The following is a 20,572-nucleotide window of genomic DNA, read 5'->3' as shown; positions in this document are numbered from 1 at the left end:
CAATAAATGACGGAAACGTCAATTACAATATAAATTTATTTCATTATTAAGCCAATTCCTCGCTTGCGTGGATAATAAATCATAAATTTTAGCTCTAATTTTGTTATAATATTCCTTGATATAGTTTATTTCATCAATATTAAGTAGTTTCATATCAGTCAATTTACTAGAATAAGGCACTAGGCTTAAGGTCTCAAACTCAAGCCATCCATTATTGTCTTTTACATACATCAAATTCTCAATCCTAATACCATATTTTCCAGGAACATAAAACCCCGGTTCATTAGATAAGATCATACCTGCTTTAAGTATTGTTTTATTACGAAGATTTATGCTTTGCGGTCCTTCGTGAACACTTAAGAAGCTCCCTACCCCATGCCCTGTACCGTGTGGATAATCTAGCATTTCTTGCCATAAATATTGCCGAGCGAGTATATCAAGATTAGCTCCTGCGATGATATTTTTTGGGAATTTGGCTTTAGCTAAAGCAATATGTCCTTTAAGTACTTGCGTATAACGCTTTTTCTGCTCATCTGTCGGTGTACCTATTACTATTGTTCTAGTTATATCGGTAGTAGCACCTTGATACTGACCGCCGGAATCTATCAGTAATATCCCCTGCCCTTCAATTTTTTTAGCAGTTTTTTGGTCAGCTCTATAATGAATAATAGCACTATTTTCCTGAAATCCGCAAATAGCAGGAAAACTATCCGAAACATATCCCTCTTGTTTAGCTCGTTGCTCTGTAAGCTTTAAACCGAGGGAATACTCGGTCAATTCGTTATTATGTTTTTCTGGATCCCCGTTTTCACGGGGATGACATTGAGAAAAATCAGCAAAAAATTCACATAAAGCTACTGCATCTTTAATATGCAAATCGATTGTATGCTTAATTTCTACATCGTTCTTACAAGCTTTAAGCATTAAGCATGGATCGGTAATTTTTTGTACTTTTTTATCAGCTACTAAGTCCATTATATGAACAGATGCTATAGTATCATCAATAAAAATTCTATAAGCTGGTTTGGAAAGATGTGTATTCTCGCTATCTCTTAAAATATTTTCAAATTCTTCTTCCGGTAAAATCGTTATTTCAGGACGAGCATTAATAATTTCGGCATCGATTCTTGTAGGATTTATAAACAAATATAATTGTGTAGAAGTGAGTATAACTTTTGCAAACATTAAAGGCGTATAAGCAACGTCACTGGCACGCAAATTTAGTAACCAACATATGGAGGAGCTATCGAGAATGACTAAGGCAGATTGCTCGGTGTCATTCCCGCTTTCCTCTATGTCATTCCTGCAAAAGCGGGAATCCAAAAAAATTTCACGACATTTACTTATTTTATCAGTATGACTAACGCCCGCCAACCTAATATCATGCAAATAAACTTTAGAGTTTGGCTCTAGTGGCTGATTTGGCCAAATCTTATCAACTAAATTTCCATTAATCTTCTGAAAATTAAACTTTAAATTTGATATAGTGGGATAAGTAAATAATTCAGAATCATATCCTATTTTTGCATCTTTACCAAACTTAGATATATCTTTTAAGTCAAAAAGCTTAAAAAGCTCTAAATCCAGCTCTTTATTTGCTTGCTCTAAATAACGTCCATCGGTAAAGAATAATGCTGTATCTTTATATATAATAGCTATACCGTTTGAACCAGTAAAACCTGTTATATATTCAAGTCTCTTTGCATAGCTTGGAACATATTCACTCATATATTTATCGTTAGACGGAATTATATAACCGTCTATATCATATTCTGTGAATAAATTTCTAAGCAGATTAATGCGGATTTTTTTCATGTTTATATCTCTTATGTCCTTGCCCGCTGGCTGAGCCGTCATTGCAAGGAAATTACTTAAGTAATTGACGAAGCAATCCAGTTAAAAAATTCTGATTTACAGAATTTTTTTATTATTTTTTCTGGATTGCCATGCTGCTTGTAGTCGCTCGCAATGACAGCTCAGCATCCAGCTAGGCAACGCTCATAGACGGGAATGACATTTATACCATCCATAATACAAAGGAATACCAAAGATAGTAAAAGAACTAGCTATAATCAGAGTTTTAACAGGTGTTTCATAGATAACCCATGCACAAAAGATAATCGATATTATAGCTATAAGTAAATAATAATAAGAAAAATTTTCTTTTGAGCTAAAAATCACCTTTAAAAAAGCTAAGCTACAAATTAAATAGACGAATAAGAATGTGATTGCCGAGAAATCTATTATTTGTGTAATCTGTTTGGCAAAATTATCATTTACCGTAAAGACTAATAACGGCACAATGCCAAGGCAGCTTACAATAATTCCGTGAGTTGGAGCATTATTGCTATTTTTCTTAGCAAAAAATTTCGGTAATAAACCGTCTTCTGCAAGTCCAAGAGCTATCTGTCCGCTAGTTAGCACCCAAGCATTGAGCGTACCTATACATATAATCGAGGCTATAACCGTAATTACGCTTGACCATTTACCCCCGAATAATAATGAAGCGGCATCGGCATAAGGAGCTTTAGCACTGACAAGTTCAGAAGCAGGGATTAATCCCATTATACCTATGCTATTAATAATATATAACACTGCTACGCAAAAAGTTCCAACTATTATGGCTCGTGGAATGGTTTTTGCCGGATCTTTTACCGCACCTGCCGTGGTAGTTGCGCATTCTATGCCGATAAATCCCCAAAAAGTAAGAAGTACAACTCTTCCCATAATGCTCGGAATGCTTAAATGCTCTACTTCCTCGGCAATAGTTATATTATCTATATTAAAATGTGATAAAGCACATAAACCTACTATAAGCAATGGAACAAATTTTAAGAGAGTTAAATAAAACTCTGCTTTTCCTGCTACTTCAGGACCTTTTAAATTTAAAACCATAATAGCACCTAATAATATGATCTGTAATATTAAGTCTAAAATCGCTTGTGATTTAAAAAAAGGCGTTAGATAACCTATTGCCGAAATGACTACTATACTTGTACTGACAAAGGATATAACCCAGTAAGTCCAACCGGTGAAAAAAGCTATTTTATCCCCGAAATTTTCCCGTACATAAACGTGCGGACCTCCTGTTTTAGGAAATTTTGCACAAAGGGTAGAAAATACAAGTGCTATACTCATAGCACCGAATAATGAAAGTACCCAGCCCCAAATGCTGTATATACCGAACGGTGCTAAACTTAACGGCAATATAAAAACGCTAGTACCGATTTGACTGCCGGTTACTAAGGCAAAAACCGCCCAGAAACCTAATTTTTGTGACATATTAATCTAATTTAAAGAAACAGCTTTAACATAGCTGAAATAATGATTTTTAGCAATAGTGAAAACTACTATAATTATTTTACTCTTGATTTCTAAACAAAAGATTGATAGCTTTTTAAGCTATCAAAAATAATCTTAGGAGTTAATATGCCAAATCGCACCGCTAAAGTTTATACAGTGAAATCAGGAGATGCTTTATCAAAAATTTCACAAAATTATGATACTCCTGTTCAGGATTTAGTTAAATATACTAATATATGTGATCCTAAGCATATCGCAGTAGGCTGGGGGATTTCATTTTCCGGTGATTTGCATGATGTTTCTTAAAATAAATCTATTGGTGTAATAGTCAACTGCAATTGACTTTTTATGGATGTGCTGTAATTGCTAGAATAGTGTGATATTATCTTTGTTTGGTCCATAATACCAAAAAATTCTATAAGTAAAAAGAATTTTCAAAGTCATCATCTAAATATTTACTGGAATCTTCTATAAATTTAACTTGCCCTTTAGCAGAATCTTTAATACCGTTATTTAATTGCGTTAAAACCTTTTTGTGATTAAATAGCCAACTTTCTTTTAAAGGTATTTCCGTATAGGGTTCTAAAATAATTTGTCCTTTTTTACTATTGCTTCTAGAATAGACTTTTTATCATTTTCGATATCAGCATCTCTCATAAGTCTAATTTCAGCCCTGCTTTCCTTTTCTTCTGTATTAAGCGGAGAAAAGAAATCAATTCTTTCCTCTAGTGCTTTTCGTAAGCTTTCAATATTAGGTGAAGGATAAGAGAATCTTTTATTATAAACCCAGTTAAACATATTTTAAAACCTTTATTGATTCTAAAGTGTTACACGCTAAAAGATTTGCCGCAGCCGCAATTAGCTTTTTCATTAGGATTGGTGAAAGTGAATTGGGATTTGAATTTAGTCTCTACATAGTCCATTTCAGAACCTAGAATATACATTAATGCCTTTGGGTCGATTAGTATCCGTACGCCCTTTTCTTCAACTACTTCATCGAATTGATTTTTACTATCGGCATATTCCACGTAATAAGTCTGACCGGCACAACCGCCTGACTTAACCCCTACCCTAATACCAAAGGTAGGCTTGGCGCGTTTTTCTATTAGCAATTTTACTTGTTTTGCAGCAGAATCGGTTAATGAAATAACATTTTTCATATTTTAAGAGTCTTTTTTGCTTTCTTTTTTCTGTTTGTAATCGGCTATAGCTGCTTTTATTGCATCTTCAGCAAGTAGTGAGCAATGTAATTTGACCGGTGGAAGTGACAATTCTTTTGCTATTTCGGTATTTTTAATAGTCTCGGCATCTTCTACCGATCTTCCTTTAACCCACTCCGTTACTAAAGAACTTGAAGCAATAGCTGAACCGCAGCCGAATGTTTTAAATTTAGCATCTGTAATAATCCCGTCATCATCAACTGCGATTTGTAACTTCATAACGTCACCGCAAGCAGGAGCTCCAACTAGTCCTGTACCAACATTTTTATTTTCTTTATCAAGCGATCCAACATTACGAGGATTTTCATAATGATCTATCACTTTTTTGCTATAAGCCATTGTTATTCCCTAAAATTTGGTTTTGTATGTTATACTTGCGTGAATACCTGAGCCGTCATTGCGAGGAAAAACTGCAAGTTTTGACGAAGCAATCTCAGGATATTTGATAAGATTGCCACGCAGCCTACAGCTGCTCGCAATGCCGATATTCTCAATGTACAGCCCATTTAATCTTTTTCAAATCAATTCCCTCTTGCATCATTTCCCAAAGAGGGCTTAATTCCCTTAGTTTATCGATTTTTGAGCATATTAAATTTACTGCGTAGTCAACTTCCTGCTCGGTAGTAAATCTACCTATGCCGAACCTAATTGCAGTATGGGCAAGCTCTTCACCGATTCCCATAGAACGTAAAACATATGACGGTTCTAAAGAGGCAGAAGTACAAGCAGAACCGGAGGAAACCGCTAAATCTTTAATGGCAAGGATCATTGATTCTCCTTCAACTCCGGCAAAGCTTAAATTTAAATTACCTTTATATCTTTGATTTTTATCGCCGTTTAAATAAACTTTTGAAATTCGCTTATGTATATTATTTAAAAATCTGTCGAATAAGTAATTTATGTGCTTAGTATCTTTTTCCATCTCACTATACGCTATTTCAGCAGCCATGCCAAGCCCTACGATTAAAGGAGTCGGTAGCGTACCTGAACGTATACCTCTCTCCTGTCCGCCACCGTTTATGAGCGGTGTAACACGCACACGAGGTTTTTTCCTTACATATAATGCACCTATTCCTTTCGGACCGTAAATTTTATGCCCTGAGATACTGGCAAGATCAATATTAAATGCGTTAACATCAATTGGAATTTTACCAAAACCTTGAGCAATATCGGAATGAAAAAAAACGCCCTTTTCACGGCAAATTTGCCCGATTTCCTTTAAAGGCTGAACAACACCTATTTCATTATTAACCACCATAACTGAAACTAACATAGTCTGATCGGTAATGGCATTTTTTAGAGTTTCTAAATCGATTATTCCATTTGGCTTAATCGGTAAGTATGTGATTTTTATACCTTCTTGCTCTAAATGCCTGCAAGCATCAAGTACGCATTTATGTTCACTGACTACGGTAATAATATGATTCTTTTTATTGCTGTAAAATTTTGCTATTCCCTTTATTGCAAGATTGTTAGACTCAGTTGCACCGGAAGTGAAAATAATTTCTTTAGTATCCGCTCCTATTAACTTTGCTACCATACTCCTTGCTTCTTCAACGGCGTTTTCTGCCTCCCAACCGAAAGAATGGCTGCGTGAATGAGGATTGCCGAACTTGGTAGTAAAATAAGGCAACATTGCCTCCATTACTCTTGGATCTATTGGAGTCGTCGCCTGATAATCCATATATATCGGTAAGGTTAAATTGTTTAATTGTGGGTTCATATGGTTAAATTAATTCATGTTTTGGTATAGTTTAAACAGTCATCGATGTCATTCTTGCGGAAGCGGGAATGACATAAACGGAGCCGTGCAACAACGTAGCTTTTAGCTAGGAATGACATCGTAAATCTCCTCAAAAGCCTCTATAAAAGCCTCTATATCACGTACCGTATTAGTATGGCTTAAAGATATCCTAATCGAAGATTTTGCTTCTTCTTCCCCTACACCCATATTGGTTAATACATGCGATTTAGATATTTTTCCCGATGAACAAGCAGAACCGGAACTTACGCAAATATTATGTAAATCAAACCCGATTAATTTCGCTTGTGCATCCGTATTTGGTATAGTAATTAAGGTAGTATTAGGCAACCTAGCTACGTTATTACTAACAATATTTACATTAGGATATTTTTTTAATTTTTTCTCTAAATTTTCTTGTAACTTTTTGATTTTTATATAATTTTCTGAGATATTATCTGTCCTCAATGCAGAAGCTAAACCAAATCCTGCAATTGCTAAAACATTTTCAGTGCCTGAGCGTACTGATTTTTCCTGCCCTCCTCCTATAATCATTGGAGTAATTTGAAAATTAGAGCTAGAAATTAAAGCAGCACCACCCTGCCCCCCTCCTATTTTATGCCCTGAAATTGTAGCAAAATCTAATCCTAATGCTTTGATATTTATTGGTATTCTGCCAAAACCTTGCACTAAATCGCTATGAAATTTTGCCTCATATTTTTTAGTTATTTTACCTATCTCAGCTATATCTTGTAAAACTCCGCTTTCATTATTAGCCATTATTATGGAAACTAGTTTTTTACTAGTATTACTTTGAGCTAACAACTCTTCTAAATGTTCTAAATCAACTAGCCCTTGCGTATTAACACTTATAACTTTAATATTTGGAGCGTAGTTTATATGGTTATAGATCGATAAATGTTCAATAGCTGAAATAAAAATATCGCCGTCATAAAAATTTTTCATTATTAAATTATTACCTTCAGTTCCTGATGAAGTAAAAGTAATATCATATTCTCTAGATGATAAGGTTATACCAAGAGCCGTCGCTATTTGTGCGCGTACCGTTTCTATGAGATTCTTAGCAAATCTACCTGAGCTATGTGCTGATGAAGGGTTAAGCTCCTTGTCCATTAAACTTATTATGAATTCCTTAACTCTAGGGTCGATAAAAGTAGTAGCATTATGGTCTAAATATATCATATATTTAAATTTGAGTTTAAAGCATCTTTAATTGAGATATTTTCAAAATAATCTCTAATATGCTTACCAAGACCTTGCCATAATTTATGCGAATTACATTTTATTGTATCAGGCACGCAAGTTTTAACTGACTTCTTATAGCAGGTAGTCATTATAAAATTTTCGTTAACGGCGTCCATAATATCGGAAATTTTTATTTCTTCTAGGTTACCGATTAAAATATACCCACCTTTCGATCCTCTAATAGCCTTAACTAGATCAGCTTTTTTAAGTTTAGAAAATATCTGCTCTAAATAGTTAAGCGATATATTTTGTTTTACGGACATTTCATTCAAAGTGACCGGTTCGGCACTTGATTTTGAGGCCATTTCAAGTATTGCCATTACGGCATATCTTCCTTTCGTCGTCAGCATCATATAACCAACCTATTAAAACTTAAAATTGTTTAATATTTACAATACCCAAGTAATTTAGTCAAGTATATAATTATATTATTTAATAAAAAATTAGCTTGTTAATATAAACTAAAATTTAATTGTGTAAAAACTAGTAGCAGTAGAAAGGAAGGAGAGAATATTATAAATAAGTGTTAATCCAACATTGCCTAGGGACGTTGTTGCATGGTGCAAAAAACACCTTCGATATCATTCCTAGCTAGAAGCGGGAATCCAAAATTGCTTTGTCATCATCCCGCAAGCTTGTAGCGGGACCCAATTAAATATTAGTACTTTAAATTATTTTTATGGTCCCAGTGGTCAAGCGAACTAGGTGACATAATGGGTTTTACCAATCCATGCAACAATGCTGGAGTATGACATTTAGCTGGATGCTTGCTTTCGCAGGAATGACATTTAATTATAAATAGTTAATTTATTATCCACGCCCTCTGTTTGTTGTTCTATTTCTAGCTTTAGGTTTTGAAGAAGCAGCAATATTTTTTAAATTAGTTTGATAATTTTTAATTTTCTCTATTCTTTCCTCTCTTAGTTTTTCATAATGAGTTTTAGCATTTTTTTTGAAACCTACTTTGGTTTCCATATTTTTTACAAAATCAGTAACAAGTATTCGTAGATGCCCTTGAATATCGATTTGACAATTTTTATCTAAAGCACCGGGCATAGTTTCTTGTATTTTTTTACAGCACAGTACATATCTAAAGCTTCAGGTTGATAATGACCGCTATTATTACGAAGGTAATCAATTTTTCTCCTATCATTTATACCTATAACTCCTGCTGCTTCCGCAGGCTTTCCACTTAAAAATGAATCGTGAACAAGATTTTTAGTATTTGGCAAATATTGATTTTTATGAGTACCCATATAAATTGTTCCATCCTCTCCCATTACAAATGCTTGAACATTATTCATGCTTTTACTTTCTTTACCGATAGTAGAAGCTACTTTACCGTTAGCATCAAGTAATCTTTGAGAGGAGATATCATAGAATAATTGGTGATTTTTTTCTTCTGGTCCCATACGTAATATTTTAAATTTATACCCATCCCATATTTGTTTACCTTGAGCTATTTCTTGAAGATGATGTTCTGCAAGTTTTGGATTTGGATGAACTACTTTAACTCTTACAGAATCTACTATTGCATCGTTTAATTTTCCTAACTCATGTTCCGGTATTAAAGCATGCTTATATGATAATTGATTTTTCTTACATATAGTGCGATAGGTTCTTGTTAATTTGCCAAATAGCGACAAATACTAAACAAGTTGTAAACATTTGTAGTAGCTGTAATAATATGCTTAATTCCGGTATTAATATAATAATAACCGGTTGTAATATTATCGGGACTCCGCTTGAAAACATTACTAACCTTATAGAAGTTTGTATTGAAGTTTTAGTAGTAAGTAAATTAGCTAAGCTATATACTAACAAAACTATAATACTTCTCTCTAATAAGAATGTTACAAACCAAAATAATATAATAGCCGGCATACCGAAATAAATAAATAAATTTGGTGCATATAATAAATGATCGGCAAAATATTTTTTTATTATTTCAGGAGTTAAAATTACTTCATTTTGCTTGAATATCTCAGAATAGTTAACAGTACTTGGGAAATTTTTCTTAGTATTGGCTACAATTAAATTTATCTTCAGCTTATTCTCTTCAAGTACAAACGGTATTTTGCTTTTTTCTTTGTTAGAAACTTGATTTTTTGTATCAATGACGACTATTTTATTGTTATTCTTGCTATATAAATATATAGGTTCTACTTCTTCAACTGAAATGTTTGAATTATTATATTTAATTTCCGGTAATTGATTGATAATATATTCAATGTTGGCTGTAACTTTTGATGATTGTATTCCGTTAAAATAATCTTTTAAAGTTATTATGTAATTTAATATAAAAATACAATAAATTATTGATGGAATAAAAGATAAGGTAAATACATATCTTATTCCGTACCCTTGATAGTTTTTATATACATCTTTATAAAACTCTATAGAGCAAATTGATAAATATAATTGACGGAGTAATGCATTTAATCCTCCTAATATAAATGATAATAAATACATGTATAAGTAATTTATTTAAGTTTTTCAACCTCTTCCTTCTTTAATCCGGTTGAGGTAGCTATTAAATCAGTTTTTACACCAGCTGTGATTAAATTTTTGGCTATATTAATTGTGATTTAAGTATTTTTTCTATTTCTATTATATCATTTTTACCGCGTTTGGTCAAAATGTAGAATAAAATTAACTCTATATAATCAATCCCTATATTAACCTCAGCAAATATAGGTAAAAGGTCTGCTATTTCTTACCATCTCTTTAACAAATCTCGTGTATGAATGTGCTTCATAAAAAATTATAAAATTCCGGACCAAGTATTTTCTGTCAATTTTTCATCAGGAATTTCATGAACATTAATTAGCTGATAATCATTAACCCAAGCAGCTTTTACTAATTCACTATTTTCAAATAATTCCCATAAATTTAAAGGAGCAGTATATTTTTGTATGCCATTATAAAACACTAAAGGATATATGAAAGGAAATTTTGTGTTTTTTAGTACTTTCTATGATATTCAGCAATATTTAACATATACCTAAAATAACCGAAAAGCCATATAATAATATGAACCAATGTCTTAGAAGATAATTAAGGTGATCATAAGCTTTTTAAGCAAGTAGAAAATATGGCTTTGCAGCGTGACTCTCTTGTTGTATCGGTAAAACTACTTATTTCAGTAGAGGAAAATAATAAACGAATACAAAGGCCCGATAGAGTTTTGTGTTATAAATCTTTGAGTATTGAAGGAAACGCAGAGTTAATTAATATAACGCATTCTCATTTGTTAGAAATAGATGTTAGTGATCTAACGGCAAGTGCTTTAGCAGAGAAGATTTTAGAGCATACAAATAATATTGAGTAAATGAATAATATTTTAGATTACAAATCATACTACGATTTAATTGAGAATCTGAAGCTAGAAATCAAGCAAATACGAATTCGTGCACATTTAAGCGTAAATAAAGAATTGATAAAACTATATTGAAATATTGGTTTTCAAATAATTAAACGTCAAAAGCTTGAGAAGTGGGGAGCAAAAGTTATAGAAAATATTTCTTATATGAGGCAATTTGCTGAAGAATATAACGATGAACAAATCCCCCAACAGCCTGTTGGAGAAATTCTCTGAGGATATCATATAGTCATTGTCTCAAAAGTTAAAAATCATACTGAAAGGCTTTGGTATGTATGCACACAAAACTATAGAAAACGGTTGGTCACGTAACGTACTAACCTTGCAAATTAAAAGCAATTTATACGCAAGATCAGGAAAAAGTATAAATAATTTTGGACATACTTTACCGGCAATGCAGTCTGATTTAGCAAAATCAATTATAAAAAATCCTTATAATTTAGAATTTCTAGATATTAAAGAAAATATTTTAGAACGAGAACTAGAAAATAAGCTAATAGATAATATTAAGGATTTTTTATTAGAACTCGGTCAAGATTTTGTATTTATAGGTAATTCATACCTATAGAATTAGAAGGAGAGGATTATTACTTAGATTTAGTTTTTTATCATGTTAAACTTAAATGCTATGTTGTTATTGAATTAAAAACGGGTAAATTTAAACTTAAATTAACCGAAGAATTTACCTACGAAATTAAAAAGCTATTTACCTAGTCCAAAAGATTTAGCTAGGTTAAAGAAACGAAGAGAAAAAGGATAATTATGAGTAGTGTAAATATTAGTTTAGCAACTCCTGATAATATTACAAATATTTTACCTTTGATGGCTCAACTTGGCTATCCTTCTAGTTCAGAAGAATTAATAGCACGTTTTAAGAATTTTATAAATCGTGAGGGGTATGGTGTTGCTTTAGCTAGTTTAGATAATAAAATAGTTGGATTTATTGCTTGGTCTAAATCGCTGCTTTTCGCCTCAGATAAAACTAAAATTCATATTGAAGCTTTAGTGATTGATGAGAATTATCGGGGAAAACAAATAGGTAAAAAGCTTATGGAATATTTAGAAGAAATGGCAAAAAAATATAGCCTCGTAATCGTTGATCTTACTTCCGGTTATCGATGTGCTAAAGACAGTACGCATATATTTTATGAAGTGCTAGGTTATCATAATTCCGGAGAAATGGCTAAATTATATTTAAGAAAAGAGTTATGAAGAATGAATCTGTAAAGAATATACGTTTAACCACTGCAACCGTTGCTGATTACCCTCTAATCCAAAATATGGTACGGTTTTATATATATGATATATCGCGTTATTGTGGGTTTGAATCAGATGAATATGATTGGACATTGCCACGAGATGGTTTATATGAAGCTGATAATTACAAAAAATATTTTATAGAAACGAATAGGAAAGCCTATTGAATTAAATTAAATGACGAAATAGCAGGTTTTATATTGCTTAATAAGGTTGGAACGCATTATAAAATCGATTGGAATATGGGGGAATTTTTTATTATAGCAAGATTTCAAAATAAAGGAGTTGGTAGGCAAGTAGCTAAGCAAATTTGGCAAATGCATAAAAGATTATGGGAAGTTGCGGTTATTCCTGAAAATAAGCCGGCATTAATATTTTGGCGGAAAGTCATTAACGAATTTACCAAAGGTAATTTATCTTGAGGAAATTAAACTTGTTCAAATGAGTGATTATAAGGCCGAAAGAGTTATTTTTGAATTTGGTGCCAATATATTATTGAATATAAATTTTACTACAACCTAATCTCTGCTTTTGCTAAATCTTTTAAAGTGCGTGATCCGGTGCATAGCATGGTAATTTTAAGCTGCTCGATTATCAATTGTATCTCTTCGGAAAGCAAGCTTTCAGAAGTATCTGCTGCTTTTAAAAATTGACCGGCAAGTCCAAAAATATTAGCTCCTATACGAATTGCTTTTGCACCGTCAATGCCGGATTTTAACCCGCCACTGGTAATAATCGGAATATCTTTTGAAACTTCCCGCACCATTTTTAGAGAATCTAAAGTCGGGATTCCCCAGTTAATAAAGCTACTAGCTATACGGTTTTGTAACGAATTTGTAGCACGATAAGCCTCTACTTGACTCCAAGATGTTCCACCGCTCCCTGCAATATCAAGAACCTTAACCCCTGCGTCAATAAGACTCTCAGCAACTTTTTTAGATAAACCGTATCCTACTTCCTTAACAATTACCGGAATAGAGAGGTAATTAACCACTTCTCTTATCTTAGGTAACAGCTTTTCCCAGTTTCTATTACCTTCCGGCTGAGTCAGTTCCTGTAACACGTTTAAGTGTAAAATTAAGGCATCGGCTTTAATAGCATCCACTAAATATTGACATTCTTTAGGTGTCACTCCGTAATTAAGCTGTACTGCACCGATATTGGCTAGTAAAGGGATATCGGGAGCTATATGTCTTACTGCAAATGTCTTGATTGTATCCGGTTCCGTTAACAAAACCCGCATAGAGCCAAGCCCCATAGCAATACCGGCTTTTTGAGCGACCTGTGCAAGTCTATAGTTAATATCTCTAGCTCTAGTCGTGCCTCCGGTCATACTAGAAATTAGGATAGGTGCTTGTAAAGATTTTCCGAGGAAAGTAGTAGTTGTATTTACGCTATCGTAGTTAATTTCCGGTAATGCATTGTGAATAAAGTGAATAGATTCAAAACCGCTTTTAAGTGTAGATTCAACGTTTTTCGTAAGATTAATTTCAATATGGTCTTGCTTTCTTTCTATATCTAAATTCTGATCTTTTAGCATTTTCTCACTAATTCTTTTTACACTTAATCTATATTAATATATCTAGGTTCTGTGAAGATTTCTAATTGATTTTTTATAATTATTATTATTCTATTAAATGTCCACAGAACCTAAGCATTAAAGAAATAATCAAGTGCTGCAAGTTTTGAAGGTAAGTTTATTAATGGGTCTGAACGCTCAAAATCATAAGCATTGTAAAGGAGTACAGTCTGCTTCTATAATGTAAGTGTGTATATTTTTAGGCTCATTATTTTCTAGCTTATACCCTATAACATAGCTTGAGTATTTTTGTTCGATCAATTCTAAACTCCATTCTATATCCTTATCCCACCATAGTTTTATATGTGGCATTTCTAGCCATTTTAAAAAAAGCAAAAAATGAGAAGTAGAAAGTGGGGTAAAGCTTATGTTAATATATTGCTTATCATTAAATAACTTGTATTACCTTTAAAATGCCCCGCTTTGAGCTTTATATTCTCCGACCTGTTGTAATACCAATTAATTTAATTTCTGATAATTGTGTAATTACTTTATGCATTTTATAGCCTCTTATTAATTCACTAAGTAAGTTAAAACTAATCTAAAAAGGAATTATGATAAGATTTGAATATTATCTAATTTTTTTTGAAAAGCAAAAAGTCCTTAGTTTATGATATGTTTACTGTGTGAAGTATTTATAAATTGAAATAGCAATAAGATATGGTGGAGCCAGGGGGAGTCGAACCCCCGACCTTTTGAATGCCATTCAAACACTCTACCAACTGAGCTATGACCCCAATATAGTCGATTTGGACTCGCCTGCATCGTCATTCGTCGTTCTCCTATTAGTTAGGTTTAACTCCTCGCTTCTGGTGTGCAAATCCCACTGACTTGACTATAACAAATTAATTCTCTTATACTATAATAATAAAACTAAATCTATAAAATTTAATCTTTATTTTGCTAACAATGCCATAGCATCTCTGGAAGACAGTATATTATCTACTAATCCAAATTTTTTTGCTTCTTCCGGTGACATGAAATTATCACGTTCCATACTTTTTTCGATATGTTTTAACTCTTGTTCAGTATGTTTACTATACAATTCGTTAAGTAATCTTTTGATTTTTAGGGTTTCTTGAGCGTGGATTTCTATATCGGTAGCTTGCCCTTTATAACCTCCTGATGGTTGATGGATCATAATACGACTGTGAGGTAAACTATAACGCATCCCCTTCTCGCCCCCGCACAGTAAAAGTGAACCCATAGAACAAGCTTGACCTATGCATAATGTAGCCACTTTAGGTTTTATATATTGCATTGTGTCATAAATTGCAAGACCTGCGGTTACAACTCCTCCGGGGGAATTGATATACATATATATATCTTTTTTAGGATTTTCTGCTTCAAGAAACAATAATTGTGCAACAATTAAGTTTGCCATATGATCTTCAACAGTACTACATACAAAGATTATACGTTCTTTTAGCAATCTTGAATATATATCATAAGCACGTTCACCGCGTGATGTTGGTTCAATTACTATCGGTACATACGACATTAATATTTTCTCCTGAAATTGATTAATTAAATAGTTTTTCGTCATTACGAGGAGGTTATTTTAATAACCGACGTGGCAATCTCATGAAGTAGCATAGAACTCCTGAGATTGCTTCGTTGAAACTTACAGTTTCTCCTCACAATGACTTATAATAGATTATTACTTCTTATCTTCTAAAGCATTAGCAAGTATATCTCCCATATTGGTAGTATTATCACTAGAACCATATTCTTTGAGAGCTTTTTGACGTTCTGCTATTTTATGAGCTTTTACCGATAATAAAATTCTACCGGTTGATTTCTCGATAGAAACAACTTTGGCTTCTATTTCTTTGTCTATTTGAAACATTTCAGGCTTCTGCTCGTCTTTTTCATCCGATAGTTCAGTTCTTTTAATAAAACCTGCTACTTTATCGTTTAATAATACTTCGAGTCCCTCATCTTTAACTTCTGTTATAAGGGCTTTAACTATGGTGCCTTTTTTATATTCATCACTGATTTCTTGATATGGATTCGGCGACAATTGTTTTATACCTAAACTAACTTGTTCTTTTTCAATATTAATGGCTAGAACTTTGCATTCTATTTCATCACCTTTTTTGTATGATTTTAATAGATCCGTTCCTTTATCTTCCCAGCTAATATCACCTTCATGAATCATGCCGTCCATATTATTACCGAGTGCAACAAAAATACCGAAATCCGTAATATTTCTAATCGGTGCTTTAATTATAGTACCGACAGGATTATTTTCAGCGAACTTTGTTAAAGGATTTTCTTGGCATTGTTTAATACTTAAAGAAACACGATGCTTTTCAGTATCGACCTCTAAAACTACGAAGTCTACTTCTTGCCCTATAGTTAGCGTTTTTCTAGGATTTTGATTAGATTTTAACCAACTAATTTCGCTTGAATGAACAAGTCCCTCAAGCCCGTCTTTTAATTCTATAAATACGCCGTAATCAGCAAAATTTGTAACTTTACCGGTCATTTGTTTACCGACGGGGAATTCTTCTTTAATTGCTTCCCATGGGTTAGAATCAAGTTGTTTTATACCGAGTGATATTCTTTTGGTTTTTTCATCAAACTTAATAACCATTACTTTAACCTTTTGGTTAAAGTCTAACACTTCTGAAGGATGGTTAACTCTTCCCCAAGAAATATCGGTTAAATGTAATAAACCGTCGACACTTCCAAGATCGATAAACGCACCGTAATCAGTAATATTTTTTACGGTTCCTTCTAATACCATGCCTTCTTTAATTTTAGATAGCATCTCATCTCTAGCTTCGGAACGTGATTCTTCTAAAATAGCTCTTCTTGAAACTACTATATTACCAAGCTTTTTATCCATACTTAAAATTTTAAACGGTTGCTTGATATTCATTATAGAAGTAGGATCTTTAATAGGTCTAACGTCAACTTGGCTTCCCGGTAAGAATGCTACTACACCGGATAAATCCACGGTAAAGCCTCCTTTTACACGACCGAAAATCGTACCGTCGACAAATTCGCCCTTGGAACACATGATTTCTAGTTGTCCCCATAATTCTTCTTTAACTGCTTTTTCACGGCTCAATATTGTTCTGCCGTTACGTCCTTCAATTTTCTCGATGAAAACTTCAACTACGTCCCCAACTTCAGGTAAAGCTAAAAATTCAGACTTAGGTATTCTACCTTCATTTTTTAATCCAACGTCAACAATAATTATATCGTTTTTTATTTCGATTACTTGACCTTTAACTACCGTTTTTTCTTTTATATGACTTGTATCAACGGTTTCAAGCATTTTAGAGAAATCTTCCGCAAATTCGTGATTCATTGCTGCAAGTTGTGGAACAAATCGTTGTTTTAGTTTTATTGACATATTCTTCTCGTAGTATTAGCTAAAGTGCCTAGGCTAATAAAATTTTTTTGAAAGGTTAATAAAATTGGATGCTCTTTGCATGGCTAGTATGTCATTCCCGCGTAGGCGGGAATTCAGTAACTAAAAGGTAAAAACACACTGAATTTTTAATATTAAAAGCTCAATTTCGCTTTTTCTGGATTCCCGCCTACGCGAGAATGACATACTAGCCATGCAATAACGCCATACAATCGAATAAAATAACCTAGCACTTTTTCAAGTTATTTTATTCTTTATATAATTTGTTACTTCTTCTACAACTTCCATAGCCGAAAGCTTTGAAGTATCGATAATTAAAGCATCTGAAGCCGGTAATAACGGTGCAGCTTTTCGCTCTTTATCTCTTTTATCTCGCAAAATTATTTGCCGTAAAATCTCATCGAGTATACATGTTTTTCCTTTTGCTTGCAACTGCTTATATCGTCTTTCAGCCCTAATTTGAGGATTTGCGGTTATAAAAATCTTTAAATCGGCGTCAGGTGCAACAACGGTGCCTATATCCCTACCCTCCATAATCATTCTAGGTGTTGTTTTTACTAGATTAATCAGGTATTTGTTTAGATTATTTCTAATTTCACTTATTACGGCAATTTGCGATGCTATATTTCCTATATTCTCATTCTCTAAGTCAAAATTATTGTCGAGTTTTAATTCTTTAGATAAAGCAATTACCGCATCTATATCAGTGACATCTATTTTTTGACTAATACAGTCAAACGCAAGCTGCCTATAAACAATACTTGACTGAAAATATTTAAGAGAAAATTTCTTAGCCAGTATTAAACCGATAGTCCCTTTACCTGAAGCAGCAGGACCGTCAAGAGAAATAGTGAAATTTTGAGAAATATCAAAGGCTTTAGTTTTTAAATCCACCATAAAATTATAGACTAAATAATAAAATATTATAAATAATGGAAATAAAGCTTGAAATCTAGTACATTAATGAATTTTTTAAAAAAACAAGGGTTAAAAACTACATATAGATTTAGTAGTACACCCTATGATGGGGTAATCAACAAATTAATTTTTTGATTTACAGCTTTAGCGTATTTTTGAAGGCTTAAGACATTAGGAATATGATGTCCGCTTTCCATTCTTGCTATTTGCGCTTGAGCATTAGACATTTTTTAGCAACATCCGCCTGAGTCATATTAGATGCAAGACGAACCTTTATTAAAGTGCTTGCTATCTCAAATTCCATTTTTCGTTCTTCATAAGCTTTTTTTACTTCGGGGTTTGATAATAACTCTTTTTTAAATTCATCAAAGTTTTTCATTAAAACCTTCCTTTAATCTTAAGTTTTAGTTATTGAAATAGCTGTTTTAGGAGTTTTTTCTGTTTTTTTAATAAATGTATGCAATATAACTATTTTTTATCAATATAATCTTTTTAACATATAACTTGAACTAATCAATTGACACTTATCTTAATTGTAAATATTATAAGGTTCATAATTCAATAAAGCCAAAACTACATAAAGATTAAAAAAATTATCAGGGTGATTAGCTCAGCTGGTTAGAGCATTACGTTGACATCGTAAAGGTCAGGGGTTCAACTCCCCTATCGCCCACCACCTTCCCTCCAGGGTTTCTACAGTTTAGTATTGTTATCAAAAAATTCTTATGCTCCTTATATTCTCCTTTGAGATTAAGTTATCAGAGCTATAATTGCTTTCAAATCTCTTCTATCACTGAGATTCAGGAGAAATATTATGCATAATATATTCTCCTCTTTTTCCACCTCTAACTCTAATAATAAGTTAAATATTAACAATAGTGATAATAGCTCTGTTATATTCTACAATTTTGTCGGTAATTTTATTCCACCTGAATGGAATAATCTGACCTCTAATAATGGTAAAATCTTAAGTAAAACCTCAAGACAGCTCTTATCCCTGATAGTCTTCCGCTTACAAATCTATTATAACAATTCTATCGACGAACTCCAGGAAACCTATCATTTCTTTGAAGAATCTCTAGGCGTTTGTCAACGAAGAGTAAGACAATGTCTACTCGAACTAGAACAATCCGGGTTCATCAATCTTTCTACCACAACAGTAATTAAATATGGTATCAAATGTCGTAACACTCCTTGTATAAAATTAGCAAAAGATTTCCAGCCTTATAATCATACATCTTCAGCTGAAAACGAAAAAATTTTCAGCCATACACAAAAAATTTTTCGTTCCAACCCGAAAGAAATTTCAGGTCAACCTGAAAAAAATTTCGCCAACTACTTATATATAGATAATAATAAAAATATATCTAATAAATCTAGATCTAACAGATCTACAATTTTTCAAAATAAAAAAAATGAATCTAATTACAATAACCAAACTCAGTTACAAGAACAACAACTTGAAACAAATTTACAATTCAAGGCAACAAGCTTAATCAACGATCAACAACAAGCTGATAATACTAATTTCTCTAGTGCTAATATCACAATAGGTGCTACACGGATTAATACTGCACTACAAGCAGTTATTAATAAAATCTCTAAAAAATATAACTCTACACCATCAAACAGCAATAATGCATCAATTAATGGCGTTAATCATAAAAGCTGGTTCAAAAGAAAAAAATTAACAGATTTCCATCCATTAACCCAAGAAGAGGCTGATTTATTACAGATAAAATCAAATCGAGAATTTAATCTTACTTTTATTAACAAGCTCTTATTGAAATTAGCCGAACAATACCCAGAACATCATTTTGGTCATAAAAAAGTGTTTTTAAATTACATGGCTAAAGCGTTAGCTCATGAACTGAGAGAAACTACTCAAGCTAATTGTGAGAAGTTTCAGTTTAAATCTAGCAATGTGCATAAAGTTAAGGAGCAATATCTAGATAAAATAGAAAGCAGTAACAATACTAGCAGACAAGCCCAGTTAAAACGTAAAATCGTCGGTATTTTTGATCATGATACTGCCTATGAATTATTAAGCTCTTGCTGCTTTATTGGGGTAGTAGGTAATAACTATCAAATAAAACTGCTTAAAACTATTACGCTTTCAGAACATAGCAAAGATAAAATACTCCAGCAAGTACGAATGATCTATGGCAGTAGTATTGGGCAGTTACAAATCATACCATTTGCTGAGCTTGAAGCGAAGCAGAATAATATTGAAGATCAAAGACAAGATTATTTATGGCAATTAAGTAAACAATTAAATCCTGATTCAGTATGGTACCAGGTAAGAAAATTTCTTATTGAACGTTATAACCAATATATTGATTTTGGGGTATTAGGTAAATTAGTAGTGGTAGAGGAAGATATAGTCAACAAAAAGGTAATCCTTAAATCAACAACGGCTTTTAATGATTACTATGTTAGAAATCGTCATATGCAAGATCTAGAAGAAGTTTTTAAGACTCAAGATTATTGCTTTGAATTAATCAAGTTTGAATATAACTAA

Annotated in this window: 23 protein-coding genes, 2 tRNA genes and 3 pseudogenes; 8 read left to right on the top strand and 20 right to left on the bottom strand. The window is 32.6% G+C overall.

Annotation, left to right across the window (positions count from 1 at the left end; genetic code table 11):
• Window positions 1-18 precede the first annotated feature (18 nt).
• From RAF_RS03765 to RAF_RS03760, 3 genes and pseudogenes are all read right to left on the bottom strand, one after another.
• The gene (locus RAF_RS03765; protein ID WP_012719771.1) at window positions 19-1,857 is read right to left on the bottom strand and encodes an aminopeptidase P family protein; all 1,839 of its coding nucleotides are present in this window, start codon (window positions 1,855-1,857) and stop codon (window positions 19-21) included.
• Between the two features lie 13 nt (window positions 1,858-1,870).
• Window positions 1,871-1,983 (bottom strand): annotated as a pseudogene (locus RAF_RS08705) (lytic transglycosylase domain-containing protein); the annotation flags it as partial.
• A 15-nt stretch (window positions 1,984-1,998) separates the two neighbouring features.
• Window positions 1,999-3,282, bottom strand: coding sequence for an APC family permease (locus RAF_RS03760; protein WP_012719770.1), 1,284 nt, complete (start codon window positions 3,280-3,282; stop codon window positions 1,999-2,001).
• A 147-nt stretch (window positions 3,283-3,429) separates the two neighbouring features.
• On the opposite strand from RAF_RS03760, the gene RAF_RS03755 reads away from it, so the two are divergent.
• The gene (locus RAF_RS03755) at window positions 3,430-3,609 is read left to right on the top strand and encodes a LysM peptidoglycan-binding domain-containing protein (RefSeq protein ID WP_012719769.1); all 180 of its coding nucleotides are present in this window, start codon (window positions 3,430-3,432) and stop codon (window positions 3,607-3,609) included.
• A 276-nt stretch (window positions 3,610-3,885) separates the two neighbouring features.
• Here RAF_RS03755 and RAF_RS03750 read toward each other — a convergent pair whose 3' ends face one another.
• The 10 genes and pseudogenes from RAF_RS03750 to RAF_RS10760 form a co-directional block, all read right to left on the bottom strand.
• Window positions 3,886-4,101 carry a hypothetical protein gene (locus RAF_RS03750; protein WP_041471879.1) on the bottom strand — a complete coding sequence of 72 codons (216 nt, stop codon included), beginning with the start codon at window positions 4,099-4,101 and terminating at the stop codon, window positions 3,886-3,888.
• A gap of 29 nt (window positions 4,102-4,130) precedes the next feature.
• Complete coding sequence (locus RAF_RS03745) at window positions 4,131-4,463, bottom strand: iron-sulfur cluster assembly accessory protein (protein ID WP_004998325.1); 333 nt, start codon at window positions 4,461-4,463, stop codon at window positions 4,131-4,133.
• Between the two features lie 3 nt (window positions 4,464-4,466).
• Window positions 4,467-4,862, bottom strand: a complete 396-nt coding sequence (gene iscU / locus RAF_RS03740; protein ID WP_010977348.1) for a Fe-S cluster assembly scaffold IscU — start codon at window positions 4,860-4,862, stop codon at window positions 4,467-4,469.
• Between the two features lie 151 nt (window positions 4,863-5,013).
• On the bottom strand, window positions 5,014-6,246 hold the full coding sequence (locus tag RAF_RS03735; RefSeq protein ID WP_012719768.1) for an IscS subfamily cysteine desulfurase: 1,233 nt from the start codon (window positions 6,244-6,246) through the stop codon (window positions 5,014-5,016).
• Between the two features lie 102 nt (window positions 6,247-6,348).
• Window positions 6,349-7,467, bottom strand: coding sequence for a cysteine desulfurase family protein (locus tag RAF_RS03730; RefSeq protein ID WP_012719767.1), 1,119 nt, complete (start codon window positions 7,465-7,467; stop codon window positions 6,349-6,351).
• A complete protein-coding gene (locus RAF_RS03725) occupies window positions 7,464-7,883 on the bottom strand; it encodes a Fe-S cluster assembly transcription factor (protein ID WP_012150915.1) in 420 nt (139 codons plus the stop codon). The genes RAF_RS03730 and RAF_RS03725 overlap by 4 nt, the downstream gene beginning before the upstream one ends.
• A gap of 457 nt (window positions 7,884-8,340) precedes the next feature.
• The gene (locus RAF_RS03720) at window positions 8,341-8,586 is read right to left on the bottom strand and encodes a hypothetical protein (protein ID WP_041471878.1); all 246 of its coding nucleotides are present in this window, start codon (window positions 8,584-8,586) and stop codon (window positions 8,341-8,343) included.
• Window positions 8,571-9,176, bottom strand: coding sequence for a hypothetical protein (locus RAF_RS09875; protein WP_234943865.1), 606 nt, complete (start codon window positions 9,174-9,176; stop codon window positions 8,571-8,573). Before RAF_RS09875 ends, RAF_RS03720 begins: the two co-directional genes overlap by 16 nt.
• Complete coding sequence (locus RAF_RS03705; RefSeq protein WP_012719766.1) at window positions 9,130-10,002, bottom strand: DUF1189 family protein; 873 nt, start codon at window positions 10,000-10,002, stop codon at window positions 9,130-9,132. Before RAF_RS03705 ends, RAF_RS09875 begins: the two co-directional genes overlap by 47 nt.
• A gap of 106 nt (window positions 10,003-10,108) precedes the next feature.
• Window positions 10,109-10,539: pseudogene (locus RAF_RS10760) on the bottom strand (Rpn family recombination-promoting nuclease/putative transposase); the annotation flags it as partial.
• A gap of 85 nt (window positions 10,540-10,624) precedes the next feature.
• On the opposite strand from RAF_RS10760, the gene RAF_RS03695 reads away from it, so the two are divergent.
• The 5 genes and pseudogenes from RAF_RS03695 to RAF_RS03670 all read left to right on the top strand — a co-directional run bounded on the left by RAF_RS03695 (window position 10,625) and on the right by RAF_RS03670 (window position 12,591).
• The gene (locus RAF_RS03695; protein ID WP_041471877.1) at window positions 10,625-10,861 is read left to right on the top strand and encodes a hypothetical protein; all 237 of its coding nucleotides are present in this window, start codon (window positions 10,625-10,627) and stop codon (window positions 10,859-10,861) included.
• Window positions 10,862-11,183: 322 nt separating this feature from the next.
• A pseudogene (locus RAF_RS09865) lies at window positions 11,184-11,626 on the top strand (PDDEXK nuclease domain-containing protein).
• A gap of 48 nt (window positions 11,627-11,674) precedes the next feature.
• Window positions 11,675-12,124: a GNAT family N-acetyltransferase gene (locus tag RAF_RS03680; protein ID WP_012719763.1), complete on the top strand. Its 450-nt coding sequence runs from the start codon at window positions 11,675-11,677 to the stop codon at window positions 12,122-12,124.
• A complete protein-coding gene (locus tag RAF_RS03675; protein WP_012719762.1) occupies window positions 12,121-12,336 on the top strand; it encodes a hypothetical protein in 216 nt (71 codons plus the stop codon). Before RAF_RS03680 ends, RAF_RS03675 begins: the two co-directional genes overlap by 4 nt.
• A 33-nt stretch (window positions 12,337-12,369) precedes the next feature.
• A complete protein-coding gene (locus tag RAF_RS03670; protein WP_012719761.1) occupies window positions 12,370-12,591 on the top strand; it encodes an acetyltransferase in 222 nt (73 codons plus the stop codon).
• Window positions 12,592-12,680: 89 nt separating this feature from the next.
• Here RAF_RS03670 and fni read toward each other — a convergent pair whose 3' ends face one another.
• The 7 genes from fni to RAF_RS09860 all read right to left on the bottom strand — a co-directional run bounded on the left by fni (window position 12,681) and on the right by RAF_RS09860 (window position 18,430).
• Window positions 12,681-13,709 (bottom strand): type 2 isopentenyl-diphosphate Delta-isomerase, encoded by a 1,029-nt coding sequence (gene fni / locus RAF_RS03665; protein WP_012719760.1) that lies wholly within the window; start codon window positions 13,707-13,709, stop codon window positions 12,681-12,683.
• A 183-nt stretch (window positions 13,710-13,892) separates the two neighbouring features.
• Window positions 13,893-14,060, bottom strand: a complete 168-nt coding sequence (locus RAF_RS09340) for a hypothetical protein (RefSeq protein WP_200858165.1) — start codon at window positions 14,058-14,060, stop codon at window positions 13,893-13,895.
• 349 nt (window positions 14,061-14,409) lie between these two features.
• Window positions 14,410-14,485, bottom strand: a tRNA-Ala gene (locus tag RAF_RS03655).
• Between the two features lie 158 nt (window positions 14,486-14,643).
• Entirely contained in the window at window positions 14,644-15,249 is a 606-nt protein-coding gene (gene clpP, locus RAF_RS03650; RefSeq protein WP_014410745.1) for an ATP-dependent Clp endopeptidase proteolytic subunit ClpP, read from the bottom strand.
• 159 nt (window positions 15,250-15,408) lie between these two features.
• On the bottom strand, window positions 15,409-17,115 hold the full coding sequence (locus RAF_RS03645) for a 30S ribosomal protein S1 (RefSeq protein ID WP_012719758.1): 1,707 nt from the start codon (window positions 17,113-17,115) through the stop codon (window positions 15,409-15,411).
• Window positions 17,116-17,370: 255 nt separating this feature from the next.
• Complete coding sequence (gene cmk / locus RAF_RS03640; protein WP_012719757.1) at window positions 17,371-18,030, bottom strand: (d)CMP kinase; 660 nt, start codon at window positions 18,028-18,030, stop codon at window positions 17,371-17,373.
• Window positions 18,031-18,253: 223 nt separating this feature from the next.
• The gene (locus RAF_RS09860; protein WP_012719756.1) at window positions 18,254-18,430 is read right to left on the bottom strand and encodes a hypothetical protein; all 177 of its coding nucleotides are present in this window, start codon (window positions 18,428-18,430) and stop codon (window positions 18,254-18,256) included.
• 220 nt (window positions 18,431-18,650) lie between these two features.
• On the opposite strand from RAF_RS09860, the gene RAF_RS03635 reads away from it, so the two are divergent.
• Window positions 18,651-18,727, top strand: a tRNA-Val gene (locus RAF_RS03635).
• Window positions 18,728-18,865: 138 nt separating this feature from the next.
• Window positions 18,866-20,572: a hypothetical protein gene (locus RAF_RS03630; RefSeq protein WP_012719755.1), complete on the top strand. Its 1,707-nt coding sequence runs from the start codon at window positions 18,866-18,868 to the stop codon at window positions 20,570-20,572.

The organism is Rickettsia africae ESF-5 (genome assembly GCF_000023005.1).
Lineage (GTDB): Bacteria > Pseudomonadota > Alphaproteobacteria > Rickettsiales > Rickettsiaceae > Rickettsia > Rickettsia rickettsii.
The sequence above is the reverse complement of the archived record's forward strand: the minus strand, read 5'-3'. Positions and strand labels throughout refer to the sequence as shown.

Excerpts from the sequence above, each read along its gene's own strand:
- RAF_RS03765 (WP_012719771.1), bottom strand. The coding sequence starts at position 1,857 with ATGACGGCTCAGCCAGCGGGCAAGGACATAAGAGATATAAACATGAAA.
- RAF_RS03760 (WP_012719770.1), bottom strand. The coding sequence starts at position 3,282 with ATGTCACAAAAATTAGGTTTCTGGGCGGTTTTTGCCTTAGTAACCGGC.
- RAF_RS03755 (WP_012719769.1), top strand. The coding sequence starts at position 3,430 with ATGCCAAATCGCACCGCTAAAGTTTATACAGTGAAATCAGGAGATGCT.
- RAF_RS03750 (WP_041471879.1), bottom strand. The coding sequence starts at position 4,101 with ATGTTTAACTGGGTTTATAATAAAAGATTCTCTTATCCTTCACCTAAT.
- RAF_RS03745 (WP_004998325.1), bottom strand. The coding sequence starts at position 4,463 with ATGAAAAATGTTATTTCATTAACCGATTCTGCTGCAAAACAAGTAAAA.
- iscU (WP_010977348.1), bottom strand. The coding sequence starts at position 4,862 with ATGGCTTATAGCAAAAAAGTGATAGATCATTATGAAAATCCTCGTAAT.
- RAF_RS03735 (WP_012719768.1), bottom strand. The coding sequence starts at position 6,246 with ATGAACCCACAATTAAACAATTTAACCTTACCGATATATATGGATTAT.
- RAF_RS03730 (WP_012719767.1), bottom strand. The coding sequence starts at position 7,467 with ATGATATATTTAGACCATAATGCTACTACTTTTATCGACCCTAGAGTT.
- RAF_RS03725 (WP_012150915.1), bottom strand. The coding sequence starts at position 7,883 with ATGATGCTGACGACGAAAGGAAGATATGCCGTAATGGCAATACTTGAA.
- RAF_RS03720 (WP_041471878.1), bottom strand. The coding sequence starts at position 8,586 with ATGCCCGGTGCTTTAGATAAAAATTGTCAAATCGATATTCAAGGGCAT.
- RAF_RS03705 (WP_012719766.1), bottom strand. The coding sequence starts at position 10,002 with ATGTATTTATTATCATTTATATTAGGAGGATTAAATGCATTACTCCGT.
- RAF_RS03695 (WP_041471877.1), top strand. The coding sequence starts at position 10,625 with ATGGCTTTGCAGCGTGACTCTCTTGTTGTATCGGTAAAACTACTTATT.
- RAF_RS03680 (WP_012719763.1), top strand. The coding sequence starts at position 11,675 with ATGAGTAGTGTAAATATTAGTTTAGCAACTCCTGATAATATTACAAAT.
- RAF_RS03675 (WP_012719762.1), top strand. The coding sequence starts at position 12,121 with ATGAAGAATGAATCTGTAAAGAATATACGTTTAACCACTGCAACCGTT.
- fni (WP_012719760.1), bottom strand. The coding sequence starts at position 13,709 with ATGCTAAAAGATCAGAATTTAGATATAGAAAGAAAGCAAGACCATATT.
- RAF_RS09340 (WP_200858165.1), bottom strand. The coding sequence starts at position 14,060 with ATGCCACATATAAAACTATGGTGGGATAAGGATATAGAATGGAGTTTA.
- clpP (WP_014410745.1), bottom strand. The coding sequence starts at position 15,249 with ATGTCGTATGTACCGATAGTAATTGAACCAACATCACGCGGTGAACGT.
- RAF_RS03645 (WP_012719758.1), bottom strand. The coding sequence starts at position 17,115 with ATGTCAATAAAACTAAAACAACGATTTGTTCCACAACTTGCAGCAATG.
- cmk (WP_012719757.1), bottom strand. The coding sequence starts at position 18,030 with ATGGTGGATTTAAAAACTAAAGCCTTTGATATTTCTCAAAATTTCACT.
- RAF_RS09860 (WP_012719756.1), bottom strand. The coding sequence starts at position 18,430 with ATGAAAAACTTTGATGAATTTAAAAAAGAGTTATTATCAAACCCCGAA.
- RAF_RS03630 (WP_012719755.1), top strand. The coding sequence starts at position 18,866 with ATGCATAATATATTCTCCTCTTTTTCCACCTCTAACTCTAATAATAAG.